A 12,262-nucleotide genomic window follows, 5' to 3' on the forward strand; every position below is an offset into this window, starting at 1 on the left:
TCGTTACTGTTGTGGTTGCTTCGGCCGGCGCGGCTGACCGCGATGGCGCTCGATTTCGGGCGCTTCGAGACTGCCGACCGATCCGTATCTGCTGCGGCGCGGAGTGCAGGTTAACGGTGGTCGGCTCTTCGAACGCCGGTTACTTCTTCTCGCCGATCCGGCTCTCGGTGCCGCTCTGCAGGCGCTTGATGTTTTCGCGGTGCATCCAGAACAGCAGCAGGGTCAGCACAGCAAACAGCGAGGCGAGGGCGGGGTGGCCGAACCACCACAGAAAAATCGGGGTGACGAACGCGGCGACCAGCGCGGAGAGCGACGAGTACTTGGTGGTGAACGCGGTGGCGAGCCACAGCACGCAGAACACCACGGCGGCGGGCCAGAACAGGCCGATCAGCACGCCGATATAGACGGCGACGCCCTTGCCGCCTTTGAACTTCAACCAGATCGGAAACAGGTGTCCGAGAAACGCACCAAGTGCGGCCAGCATCGCGGCTTCGGCGCCGCCGAACTGCGCGGCGATGATGACCGCAGCCGTACCCTTCAGCGCGTCCAGTAGCAGCGTTGCGGCGGCGAGGCCTTTGCGGCCGGTGCGCAGCACATTGGTGGCACCGATATTGCCGGAGCCGATGCTGCGCAAATCCTGCGTGCCCGGCAATCTTGGTGAGGATCAACCCGAAACGGCACCGAGCCGAACAAATAACCGAGCAGCAGCGCCGCGATGTAGATGCCGATCAGCATTGGGGTCTCCTCAAATAATTGCCGTCAATTGCGAGGAGGCGAAGCCGACGAAGCAATCCAGCTCAGTGCACGGAGCTGGATTGCTTCGCCTCGCTCGCAATGACGAGGATAAGTCATCCGTAGTTTCTCAGGCTGCATCTCAGCCTCTCAATGCGCACTCACGTGCTCGTAGACGGTGCGGCCGCCGACGATGGTGCGGACGACGCGGCCGGAGAACCGGGCCTCGTCGAACGGCGTGTTCTTGCACTTCGATTTCAGTTCGTTCGGATCGACGATCCACGGTGTGTCGGCATCGATCACGATCAGGTCGGCCGGCGCGCCCGAGCGCAGCGTGCCGCCGGGCAGGCCGAGCAGTTCGGCCGGCCGCGTCGACATCGCGCGGATCAGCGTCAGGAGATCGAGCTCGCCGCTATGCACCAGCCGCAATCCGGCCGGCAGCATGGTTTCGAGGCCGACGGCGCCGGCGGCGGCTTCGGCGAAGGGCAGGCGTTTGACCTCGACGTCCTGCGGATTGTGGTCCGACATGATGACGTCGACGAGACCCGAGGCGAGCGCCTCGATCATCGCCTTGCGGTCGTCCTCGGTGCGCAGCGGCGGCGCCAGCTTGAGGAAGGTGCGATACGGCCCGATATCGTTCTCGTTCAGCGTGACGTGATTGATCGACACCGACGCCGAGACACGTAGCCCGAGATCGCGGGCGCGCTGCAGGATCTCCAGCGACTCGATGCAGGTCAGCGATGCGGCGTGGTAACGGCCGCCGGTCAGCTTCACCAGTCGCATGTCGCGCTCGAGCATCACGCTTTCGGCGGCGCAGGGGATGCCGCCGAGGCCGAGCCGGGTGGCGAATTCGCCCTCGTTCATCACGCCTTCGCCGACGAGGTCGGGATCCTCGGTGTGATGCACGATCAGCGCGTCGAAGTCGCGCGCGTAGGTGAGGGCGCGACGCATCACCTGGGCGTTGGTGATCGAGATGTCGCCGTCGCTGAAGGCCACTGCGCCGGCGGCCTTCAGCAGGCCGATCTCGGTCATCTCGGCGCCTTCGAGGCCCTTGGTCAGCGCCGCCATCGGGTGGATGTTGACGATCGCGGTGTCGCGCGCGCGGCGCATCACGAAGTCGACGGTGGCCGAATTGTCGATCACCGGCGAGGTGTTGGGCTGGCAGACCATGTGGTATTCCACCGGCCGCAGCGGCCTGGCTGCGGAGGCAAAGTCTCGCGATGGCTCGCGCCGGGCTCCCCGACGAAGGCCCGCAGTCGACGAGGCCGGGCGCCACCACTATGCCGTGGCAATGGATGATGTCCGGTGCCTTCGGGCACGCCGGCGGCGCCGATGCCGCGGCGGGCGTCACGGATGACGCCGTCGGCGATCAGCACATCGCCGATGCCGTCGAAGTCGCGGGCAGGGTCGATCAGGCGGGCGTTGGCGAGCAGGATCGGGCGGCGGTCGGTCAGCATGGTCGGTCCCGTTCCAGCTCAGGCGTTCGGCAGGTTGCGGGCAAGCGCTTCGAGCACCGCCATGCGCACGGCGACGCCCATCTCGACCTGCTCGCGGATCAGCGATTGGGCGCCGTCGGCGACGATCGAGTCGATCTCGACGCCGCGGTTCATCGGCCCCGGATGCATCACCAGCGCGTCGGGCTTGGCATAGGCCAGCTTCTTCTGGTCGAGCCCGAAGTAGTGGAAATACTCGCCGCTCGACGGCACGAACGAGCCGTTCATGCGCTCGCGCTGCAGCCGCAGCATCATCACGATGTCGGCGCCTTCGAGCCCTTCGCGCATGTCGCGCGCGACTTCCACGCCGAGGCGTTCGATGCCTGGTGGGAGTAGCGTGGAGGGGCCGACCACGCGGACACGCGCGCCCATGGTGTTGAGCAAGAGGATGTTGGAGCGGGCGACACGCGAATGCATGACGTCGCCGCAGATCGCGACGACGAGGCCTTCGAGCCGGCCCTTGTTGCGGCGGATTGTCAGAGCGTCGAGCAGCGCCTGGGTTGGATGCTCGTGCGCGCCGTCGCCGGCGTTGATGACCGAGCCGTCGACCTTACGGGCCAGGAGTTCCACCGCGCCGGAGGCGTGATGGCGGACCACCAGGATGTCCGGGTGCATCGCGTTCAGCGTCACCGCGGTATCCATCAGGGTCTCGCCCTTGCGCATCGAGGACGACGACACGCTCATGTTCATGACGTCGGCGCCGAGGCGCTTGCCGGCGATCTCGAACGAGGACTGCGTCCGGGTCGAGGCCTCGAAGAACAGATTGACCTGGGTGCGACCGCGCAGGCTGGTGCGCTTCTTGTCGATCTGCCGGTTGAGCTCGACATACTCTTCCGACAGGTCGAGCAGGCCGGTGATGTCGGCGGCGGAAAGCCCTTCGATCCCCAGCAAATGCCGGTGGCCGAGGACAAAAGTCGATTTCGGTTCGGGGGTCATTAAAGCCAAACCTATAGGGAGAGACGGAAAGCCCGGCAAGCGCGTTCCCGCCGGCCCTGGCAATAATCCCCCGCGGCGTGCGGCGTTGGTCGAAGGTCGCAAGCTCTGGTAAAGCGGTTCGATCCGCTGACTGTGCACCGTTTCAGGAACCAGCCATGCCGACGCTCGCCAACGCTCTGCTCGATGCGCTGAAGGCGCATGGGGCCAACGAAATCTTCGGCATCCCGGGTGATTTCGTGTTGCCGTTCTTCAAGGTGATCGAGAAAAGCGGCACGCTGCCGTATTTCACACTGAGCCACGAGCCGGCGGTCGGCTTCGCGGCCGATGCGGCATCGCGTTATCACGGTGGCCTCGGCGTCGCGGTCGTGACCTACGGAGCGGGCGCCTTCAACCTGGTCAATTCGATCGCCGGCGCCTACGCCGAGCGCTCGCCGGTGGTGGTGATCGCCGGCGCGCCGGGCGCGCGCGAGCGCACCAGCGGCTATCTGCTGCATCACCAGGTCCGCACCGTCGACAGCCAGCTCGCCGTCTTCAAGGAAGTGACCTGCGCCCAGGCGGTGTTGAACGATCCGGCGACCGCGCCGGCCGAAATCGCCCGGGTACTGCGCAGCGCACTCGAGTTGTCGTTGCCGGTCTATATCGAACTGCCCCGCGATATGGTCGACGCCCAGGTCGAGCCGGTGGTGAGATTGCCGCGTCGCGAAGCCGATCCGGGCGCGCTCGCCGAATGCTGCGACGAAATCCTCGGTCGCATCGCCAAGGCTGCGTCGCCGGTGATGGTGGTCGACATCGAGATCCGCCGCTACGGCGTCGAGAAGGACGTCGCTGCGCTGGCGCGCAAGCTCGGCGTGCCGGTGGTGACGACTTTCATGGGCCGCGGCCTGCTCGAAGGCGAGGACGTCGTCGCCGGAACCTATTTGGGCGCGGCTGGTGATCCGGCGCTGTCGGCGCTGGTCGAGAACGCCGATCTGGTGCTGATGTTCGGCGTCATCCTGTGCGACACCAACTTCGCGCTGTCGAACAACATGACCGATCCTCGCCGCACCGTATTGGCGACGGGGCGCGAAGTGCAGATCGGCCATCACGTCTATCGCGACCTGCCATTGGCCGATCTGGTTGCCGGGCTTGACGCGCGGGCGGCGCAGCAACCGCAGCGTCCGCGCAATTCTGGCAACGGCATCAGCTATCCGCGCGGCCTCGCCGCTGATAGCGGCGCAATTGCGCCGTCCGACATCGCCACCGCGATCAACGATCTGTTCGATCGCCACGGCGCCATGCCGATGACGGCGGATATCGGCGATTGCCTGTTCACCGCGATGGAGATCGACAACACCGCGCTGGCCGCTCCCGGCTACTACGCGGGCATGGGCTTCGGCGTGCCGGCCGGCATCGGCGTGGCCATGACCGGGCTGCGGCCGCTGATCCTGGTCGGGGACGGCGCGTTCCAGATGACCGGCTGGGAGCTGGGGAATTGCAAGCGCTACGGTCTCGATCCGATCGTGGTGCTGTTCAACAATTGCAGCTGGGAAATGCTGCGGGTGTTCCAGCCGGAGTCGAAGTTCAACGATCTCGACGACTGGCACTTTGCCCAGGTCGCGAATGCGATCGGCGGCGTCGGCGAGCGTGTGGCGACGCGGGCCGAGCTTGCGGTCGCGCTGGATCGTGCCGTGGAACGGCGCGGGGTGTTCTCACTGGTCGAGGTGATGCTGCCGCGCGGCGAGACGTCACACACGCTGGCCCGCTTCGTGACCGGCTTCAAGGCCGCGCGCGAACGGATGAAGTGAGCCGTCGCCGCGTGATCTGGGGCGGCTTTGCGCATAACATGCCGCCGAATCGTTCGCCCTCTTGGGGATCCACATGACTCAGCCTTCCTTCGCCACCCACGAGGTGTTCAACCAGTCGCCGCCGCTCGAGGACGTCGACTTGTTCGGCATCGACCGGCCGCTGGTCGAGGCGGTGACTTTCAATCACGGCGGCAACGCCCACGTCGAACTCGAGGCGTTCGGCCGGAAATGGGGCACGGCCGAGATGGCCGAGTACGGCCGGCTCGCCAACGAGATCACGCCGAAGCTGAAAACCTTCGACCCCAAGGGCCAGCGCCGCGATCAGGTCGAGTTTCATCCCGCCTATCACGAGCTGATGGCCGCCAGCTTCCAGGCCGGGCTGCACAATTCCACTTGGGATGAGCACGGCAAGCCGGCCGGTGGCGCCTCCGAAGTGGTGCGGGCGGCGAAGTTCTACATGGCCGCGCAGGTCGAAGCCGGACACCTCTGCCCGGTGACAATGACACGCGCCTCGGTGGCGGCGCTGGCGGCGCAGCCCGATCTGCTCGCGCAAGTGATGCCGGTGCTCGGCAGCCGCAACTACGATCCGACGTTTGCGCCGTGGCCTACCAAGCGCGGCATGAGCGTCGGCATGGGCATGACCGAGAAGCAGGGCGGCACCGACGTGCGTACCAACGCGACGCGTGCGATCCGCGACGGCGATGCGTATCGGATCGTCGGCCACAAATGGTTCATGTCGGCGCCGATGTGCGATGCCTTCCTGGTGCTGGCGCAGGCCGAGGAGGGGCTGAGCTGCTTCTTCATGCCGCGCTTCGCGCCGGACGGCTCAGTCAACGCGCTGCAGTTTCAGCGGCTCAAGGACAAGCTCGGCAACCGCTCCAACGCGTCGTCGGAAGTCGAGTTCACCGGCGCCTATGCGGTGCCGGTCGGTGAAGCGGGACGCGGCATCCGCACCATCATTCAGATGGTGCAGCTGACGCGGCAGGACTGCGCCATCGCGTCCGCGGGAATCATGCGCTCGTCGTTGGCGCACGCGCTGCACCATGCGCGGCATCGCAGTGTGTTCCAGAAACATCTGTCCGATCACTCGTTGATGCAGAGCGTGCTTGCCGACATGGCCCTGCAGGTCGAAGCCTCGATCGCGCTGGTGATGCGGCTGTGCCGGGCCTTCGATCAGGCGCCGCACGATCATCTCGAAGCCGCCTACATGCGGCTGATGACGCCGGCCGTGAAGTACTGGATCTGCAAGACGGCGCCCGGCTTCGTCTACGAGGCGATGGAGTGCCTCGGTGGCAACGGCTACGTCGAGGACGGCATCCTGGCGCGGCATTATCGCGAGGCGCCGGTCAATGCGATCTGGGAAGGCTCCGGCAACGTGATGTGCCTCGACGTGCTGCGCGCGATGTCGCGCGAAAGCGATGCCGGCACCGAAGTGCTGCAGACCCTGATCCAGGAGACCGCGGCGCTGACCGGCGGCCCGGCCGCCGCCAGCCGCGTCGCCCGTGCGCTGCTGCAGGCCGACAACGAACGCACCGCAAGGCTCGCGGTCGAGACGCTGGCCAAGCTCGCTGCGGCCGCGGCGCTCAACGAAGTCTATCCGCCGCACGCCGAAGTCTTTGCAAGGACCCGCCTCGCCGGTGATCCGACTTCGATGTACGGCGCCGCCGATCTCACGGCAGAGCAGGCGCGAAGTCTGCTGGCGAGGGCGCTGCCGGAGCTCTGACTGGACGTCTCTTCGTCATTGAGAGGAGCGAAGCGACGAAGCAATCCAGCTTCTTGCACTGCGCTGGATTGCTTCGCTTCGCTCGCAATGACGGAGGAGAGCTGGTGGCTCTCAGCCCACCGTCTCTCCCGCTGAGAAGTACCAACGGCCCTTGTGTTTGCGGAATTGCGAGCGTTCGTGGTGGGTTTGTTCGGGCGCGTCGCCGCGTTTGAAGCGGGCGACGAATTCGACGGTGCCACGGCTGCCTTTGTGGCTGGCGGCAAGCACCAATAGGTCGACGAAGCTCGACTCTTCCATCCAGGCGCGGTTGGCGTCGTGGTCGAACAGGTCGCGCGTGTCAGGATCGGTCGTCTCGACGATGTAATCGAAATCCTTCAGCACGTAGGCTGCGTAGCGCGAGCGCATCAGCGCTTCGGGTGACGCGGCCTCTCGCTTGCGCGCCAGCAGCGGACCGCAACAATCCTCGTAAGGCTTTCCTGATCCGCACACGCACGTCATCGCCGGCTCCGCGTCAGCGCTCAGCCGCCGGACTGCCTCAACGTGGCGAGCCGGTCGAGCGCGCCTTGCAGGATGAAGATCGCGGCGTGCTCGTCAATGACCTTGCCCCGCTTGGCGCGGCTGACGTCCTGGGCAATCAGTTCGCGCTCGACCGCAACCGTCGACAGCCGCTCGTCCCACAGGCCGATCGGCAGCTCGGTGAGGCGGGACAGATTGCGGGCGAAGGCGCGGGTCGATTGCGCGCGCGGACCTTCGCTGCCGTCCATGTTGAGCGGCAGGCCGAGCACGAAGCCGCTGGCCGAGCGTTCGGCCGCGAGCGCCAGCAGCCGCTGCGCGTCGGCGGTGAACGCCTTGCGGGCGATGGTCTCGACGCCGGTGGCGAGCCGCCGATCGGGATCGGAGGCGGCGACGCCGATGGTCTTGGTGCCGAGGTCGAGGCCGAGCAGGGCGCCGCGTGCGGGCCAGAGCGGAACGGCGTCGATCAAGGGCAGGATGGGAGCTGGCATGCGGCTGCGCATAGCACGGCGGAGGCGAGCCGGGCAAAGGTGGGGCTCACTGCGGCGCCAAGGCTTCTGGATGGAAGAGGCTCGCTTGCGCTAAAAAGGTTGCATTGCCAAAGGACGCAGAATGGACGCGCTGACCTGGTTCGGATTGTTTGCCGTCACCGTGATGGTGATCAGCTACGCGGTCGAGGATCGCAGCCCGTGGTTCATCCTGGTGTTCGCCATCGCCTGCGCGCTGGGCTCGATCTACGGCTTCCTGCAGGGCGCCTGGCCATTCGGCATCGCGGAGGCGATCTGGGCCGGCGTGGCGCTTCGCCGCTTCGTGCTGAAACTGCGGATCGGCCGCCCGCTGGCGGGATAGCGCCGCACGTTGCGCGCGTATAAAGTCGGTTCCGGCGGCAACGGCGCTGCCTCTCCTTCATCATCTATAGAGAGCTGACGATGTGGCCTGACCGCCGCCTGCTCGATCTGTTCGGGATCGAGTTTCCGATACTGCTGGCGCCCATGGCCGGCGCGATGGACGCCGAACTCGCGATCGCTGTCGCCAAGGGCGGTGGCTTGGCGTCGCTGCCGTGCGCGATGCTGAGCGCCGACAAGGCGCGTGAGCAGGTCGGCATCTTCCGCCAGCAAGTGTCGGCGCCGATCAATCTCAACTTCTTCTGTCACACGCCGGTGCAGCCCGACGCGGCACGCGAAGCTGTGTGGCGGCAGCGGCTCGCCGCTTACTTCACCGAGTATGGGCTCGATCCATCGATGCCGGTGCCGGCTGCGAGCCGCGCACCGTTCGATGAAGCGATGTGCGCGCTGGTCGAAGAGCTGCGGCCGGAAGTGGTGAGCTTCCATTTTGGTCTGCCTGAGAAATCGTTGCTGGATCGCGTCAAAGCCTGCGGCGCCAAGGTGATCGCGTCAGCGACGATCGTGCGCGAAGCGATCTGGCTCGAAGAGCACGGCGTCGATGCGATCATTGCGCAGGGCGCGGAAGCTGGCGGTCATCGCGGCATGTTCATGACCGAAAGTATCGGCCAGCAGCCGGGACTGTTCGCGCTGCTGCCGCAGATCGTCGATGCGGTGCGGGTGCCCGTCATCGCGGCCGGCGGCATCGCCGATGGCCGCGGCACTGCGGCAGCGTTTGCGCTCGGCGCGTCCGCGGTGCAAATGGGCACCGCCTATCTGCGCTGCCCGGAATCCAAGATCAGCACGCCGGCGCGCAGCGCGCTGGCCCAGGCGAGCGACGACGGCACCGTGATCACCAATGTGATGACAGGCCGGCCGGCGCGCGGCGTGATCAATCGGGTGATGCGCGAAGTCGGTCCGGTGACGGCCGATGCGCCGGCGTTCCCGCACGCGTCGGCGGCCCTCGGTCCGCTGAAAGCGGCAGCGGAGAAGCAGGGGCGGGTGGATTTCACCAATCTGTGGGCCGGACAGGCGGTCCGGCTGGGCAAGGAGTTGCCGGCCGAGGAACTGACGCGTGCCTTCGCCGGTGCGGCGCTGGCGCGGCTGAGCCAGCTCTCTCGCTGATGCTTCGGTTGCGGCGCGAAAGCCCGCTCTGCTATAGGACGGCCATCGCATTGTCCCGAAGGGTCATTATATAATGTCCGTCGACGCCGCCACCGTCCGCCGTGTTGCGCATCTGGCAAGGATTGCCGTCACCGACGACGAAGTGCCGCATCTGCAGGGTGAGCTCAACGCCATGCTGGCGTTCGTCGAGCAGCTGTCGCAGGTCGACGTCGAGGGCGTCGAGCCGATGACCTCGGTGACGCCGATGGAGATGAAGATGCGCGCCGACGTCGTGAGCGATGGCGGCATTATCGATCAGCTGTTAGCGAACGCGCCGGCGACTGAAGAGCAGTTCTTCGTGGTGCCCAAGGTGGTCGAATAATAGGACGACGCCGATGTGCCTGCTTTGCGACGACGAGAAGGCTTATCAAGCCTACATGGACTATCTCGACGCGATGGAGCGGCAGGGCAAGGGCGCTGATCCGGATGAAGCTGTCGATGCCGTGCTCGATCAGATGCAGGCCGCAGACAAAGCCCGCCGCGACCGGCCCGAGGACGACAAGACGCTGTCGCCGTTCTTCTGCAGCCCGGTGAACAAGTAGCTCACGCCTTCTTCAGCTTCCGCACGCGGCGCAGGTCTGCATTGATCTGCGACTGCCAACCCCGTCCGAGCGCACGATAGGCGTCGAGCACGTCGGCATCCAGCCGCAATGTCACCGAGCTCTTCGGCTGCGCACCGAACGGTGGCCGGCCACGGCGGATGATCTTGTCGCCTTCGCGGATCTCTCCAGTAAGGAAAAATTCGTCGAGCAACTCGGGCGCGTCGTCGGGATCGTCAGTCAAAGCTTTGCCGAAAGAGGGCGGCCCAGCGGACTTCTTCCTTGGCATGGCAGTACCAATGTAATCGCCATGAATTATGTAACTACAATAATCGATTGGTCAATGCCGGAATGCTCCTATGCCGGCCGTTGGCGGACAATCCCTTCATTTTGAGGGGGGGCTGTGCTAGCCAGCGCGGAACGTCCAGGCACCAGATCCGCGATGCGGATGGCGCCTGAACCGCTCCCATCATGCAGGCGCCCCGTTCAAGATGACCGACCTGACATCGCTGACGCTCGCCGAGGCCAGAGACGGCCTCGCGCAAAAATCCTTCACTGCGGTCGAGCTGACCGACGCGCATCTTTCCGCGATCGAGGCGGCGCGCGGGCTCAATGCCTATGTGCTGGAGACGCCCGACCAGGCGCGGGCGATGGCGCAGGCGTCGGATGCGCGGATCGGCAAGGGCGAGGCGGGGCCGCTCGAGGGCATCCCGCTCGGCATCAAGGATCTGTTCGCGACCAATGGCGTACGCACCACCGCGTGCTCGAAGATCCTCGGCGAGTTCACGCCGACCTACGAGTCGACGGTGTCATCGCAGCTGTGGCGCGACGGCGCGGTGCTGCTCGGCAAGCTCAACAACGACGAGTTCGCCATGGGCTCGTCGAACGAGACCTCGTGCTTCGGATCGGTCGTCAATCCGTGGCGGCGCGCCGGCTCGGATACCAAGCTGGTGCCGGGTGGTTCGTCCGGTGGTTCGGCTGCGGCCGTGGCGGCCGGGCTGTGTCTCGGCGCCACCGCCACCGACACCGGCGGCTCAATCCGTCAGCCGGCGGCGTTCACCGGCACGGTCGGTATCAAACCGACCTACGGCCGCTGCTCCCGCTGGGGCATCGTCGCCTTCGCATCGTCGCTCGATCAGGCCGGTCCGATCGCCCGCTCGGTGCGCGACGCTGCGATCCTGTTGCGCTCGATGGCGGGCTACGACGCCAAGGACACCACCTCGGTCGACCGCCCGGTCCCCGACTATGAGGCTGCGATCGGCGCCTCTGTGAAGGGCAAGAAGATCGGCATTCCCAAGGAGTACCGGCTCGACGGCATGCCGTCGGAGATCGAGCGGCTGTGGCAGCAAGGCGCCGACTGGCTGAAGGCCGCAGGCGCCGAACTGGTCGAGGTGTCGCTGCCGCACACCCAATACGCGCTTCCGGCCTATTACATCGTCGCGCCGGCGGAAGCGTCGTCCAACCTCGCGCGCTACGACGGCGTGCGCTACGGGGCGCGCGTGAGCGGACGCAACGTCAACGAGATGTACGAGAACACGCGTGCGGCCGGCTTCGGCGCCGAGGTCAAGCGCCGCGTGCTGATCGGCACCTATGTGCTGTCGGCCGGCTATTACGACGCCTATTATCTCCGCGCCCAGAAGGTCCGCACCTTGATCAAGCGTGACTTCGAGCAGTGCTTCGCCCAAGGCGTCTCGGCGATCCTGACGCCGGCGACGCCGTCGGCGGCGTTCGGCATCGGCGAGAAGGCGGGGGCCGATCCGGTCGAGATGTATCTGAACGACGTGTTCACCGTGACGGTGAACATGGCGGGCCTGCCGGGCATCGCGGTGCCGGCCGGGCTCGATGCGCAGGGTCTGCCGCTGGGGTTGCAGCTGATCGGCCGTCCGTTCGAAGAAGAGACGCTGTTCTCGCTCGGCGAGGTTATCGAGCAGGCAGCAGGGCGCTTTACGCCGACGAAGTGGTGGGCCTGAACCGATGAACGCACCCGTCAAACCCGCAAAGCTCCTCAAGGGCGCCACCGGCGATTGGGAGGTCGTGATCGGGCTGGAGATCCACGCTCAGATCGCCACCAAGGCCAAGTTGTTCTCCGGCGCGTCGACCGAATTCGGCGGCACGCCGAACAGCCAGGTGTCGCTGGTCGACGCGGCCATGCCCGGCATGCTGCCGGTGATCAACGAAGAGTGCGTCAAGCAGGCGATCCGGTCTGGCCTTGGACTGAACGCAAAGATCAATTTGCGCTCGGTGTTCGACCGCAAGAACTATTTCTATCCGGATCTGCCGCAGGGCTACCAGATCAGCCAGTACAAGTCGCCGATCGTCGGCGAGGGCGAGGTGATCGTCGAACTCGAGGGCGGTAGGACCGCAACGGTCGGCATCGAGCGGCTGCACCTCGAGCAGGACCCGGCGAAGATGCTGCACGACAAGTCGCCGTCGCAGTCCCTGATCGATCTGAACCGCTGCGGCATCGCGCTGATGGAGATCGTCTCCAAGCCCGACA

The 12,262-nt window shown here is 66.0% G+C and carries 11 protein-coding genes and 3 pseudogenes; 8 read left to right on the top strand and 6 right to left on the bottom strand.

Annotated features, from left to right (window positions below):
- Window positions 1-139: 139 nt before the first annotated feature.
- The 3 genes and pseudogenes from plsY to I5M_RS23815 form a co-directional block, all read right to left on the bottom strand.
- Window positions 140-735: pseudogene (plsY, locus tag I5M_RS30530) on the bottom strand (glycerol-3-phosphate 1-O-acyltransferase PlsY).
- A gap of 147 nt (window positions 736-882) precedes the next feature.
- A pseudogene (locus I5M_RS30535) lies at window positions 883-2,189 on the bottom strand (dihydroorotase).
- 18 nt (window positions 2,190-2,207) lie between these two features.
- Window positions 2,208-3,161 (bottom strand): aspartate carbamoyltransferase catalytic subunit, encoded by a 954-nt coding sequence (locus I5M_RS23815; RefSeq protein ID WP_022723681.1) that lies wholly within the window; start codon window positions 3,159-3,161, stop codon window positions 2,208-2,210.
- 155 nt (window positions 3,162-3,316) lie between these two features.
- On the opposite strand from I5M_RS23815, the gene ipdC reads away from it, so the two are divergent.
- A complete protein-coding gene (gene ipdC / locus I5M_RS23820; RefSeq protein WP_022723682.1) occupies window positions 3,317-4,945 on the top strand; it encodes an indolepyruvate/phenylpyruvate decarboxylase in 1,629 nt (542 codons plus the stop codon).
- Window positions 4,946-5,018: 73 nt separating this feature from the next.
- A complete protein-coding gene (locus I5M_RS23825) occupies window positions 5,019-6,668 on the top strand; it encodes an acyl-CoA dehydrogenase family protein (RefSeq protein ID WP_022723683.1) in 1,650 nt (549 codons plus the stop codon).
- A 111-nt stretch (window positions 6,669-6,779) separates the two neighbouring features.
- Here I5M_RS23825 and I5M_RS23830 read toward each other — a convergent pair whose 3' ends face one another.
- Both I5M_RS23830 and ruvX read right to left on the bottom strand, forming a co-directional pair.
- Complete coding sequence (locus I5M_RS23830) at window positions 6,780-7,166, bottom strand: YchJ family protein (RefSeq protein ID WP_022723684.1); 387 nt, start codon at window positions 7,164-7,166, stop codon at window positions 6,780-6,782.
- Between the two features lie 20 nt (window positions 7,167-7,186).
- Window positions 7,187-7,672, bottom strand: coding sequence for a Holliday junction resolvase RuvX (gene ruvX, locus I5M_RS23835; RefSeq protein WP_031337408.1), 486 nt, complete (start codon window positions 7,670-7,672; stop codon window positions 7,187-7,189).
- Window positions 7,673-7,793: 121 nt separating this feature from the next.
- Here ruvX and I5M_RS23840 point away from each other — a divergent pair, with 121 nt between their 5' ends.
- The 4 genes from I5M_RS23840 to I5M_RS23855 all read left to right on the top strand — a co-directional run bounded on the left by I5M_RS23840 (window position 7,794) and on the right by I5M_RS23855 (window position 9,768).
- Window positions 7,794-8,030, top strand: coding sequence for a hypothetical protein (locus I5M_RS23840; RefSeq protein WP_022723686.1), 237 nt, complete (start codon window positions 7,794-7,796; stop codon window positions 8,028-8,030).
- 80 nt (window positions 8,031-8,110) lie between these two features.
- Window positions 8,111-9,187: a nitronate monooxygenase family protein gene (locus tag I5M_RS23845; protein ID WP_022723687.1), complete on the top strand. Its 1,077-nt coding sequence runs from the start codon at window positions 8,111-8,113 to the stop codon at window positions 9,185-9,187.
- 73 nt (window positions 9,188-9,260) lie between these two features.
- Window positions 9,261-9,548 (top strand): Asp-tRNA(Asn)/Glu-tRNA(Gln) amidotransferase subunit GatC, encoded by a 288-nt coding sequence (gene gatC, locus I5M_RS23850; RefSeq protein ID WP_022723688.1) that lies wholly within the window; start codon window positions 9,261-9,263, stop codon window positions 9,546-9,548.
- Between the two features lie 13 nt (window positions 9,549-9,561).
- A complete protein-coding gene (locus I5M_RS23855; protein ID WP_022723689.1) occupies window positions 9,562-9,768 on the top strand; it encodes a hypothetical protein in 207 nt (68 codons plus the stop codon).
- 1 nt (window position 9,769) lies between these two features.
- Here the strand turns inward: I5M_RS23855 and I5M_RS23860 are convergent, their stop codons facing one another.
- Window positions 9,770-10,009, bottom strand: coding sequence for a BrnA antitoxin family protein (locus tag I5M_RS23860; protein WP_022723690.1), 240 nt, complete (start codon window positions 10,007-10,009; stop codon window positions 9,770-9,772).
- Window positions 10,010-10,256: 247 nt separating this feature from the next.
- Between I5M_RS23860 and gatA the strand changes: the two genes are divergently transcribed.
- Both gatA and gatB read left to right on the top strand, forming a co-directional pair.
- Complete coding sequence (gene gatA, locus I5M_RS23865) at window positions 10,257-11,735, top strand: Asp-tRNA(Asn)/Glu-tRNA(Gln) amidotransferase subunit GatA (RefSeq protein ID WP_022723691.1); 1,479 nt, start codon at window positions 10,257-10,259, stop codon at window positions 11,733-11,735.
- 4 nt (window positions 11,736-11,739) lie between these two features.
- A pseudogene (gene gatB, locus I5M_RS23870) lies at window positions 11,740-12,262 on the top strand (Asp-tRNA(Asn)/Glu-tRNA(Gln) amidotransferase GatCAB subunit B); the annotation flags it as partial.

This window comes from Rhodopseudomonas sp. B29 (genome assembly GCF_000333455.1).
In the GTDB taxonomy this organism is placed as follows: Bacteria; Pseudomonadota; Alphaproteobacteria; order Rhizobiales; family Xanthobacteraceae; genus Rhodopseudomonas.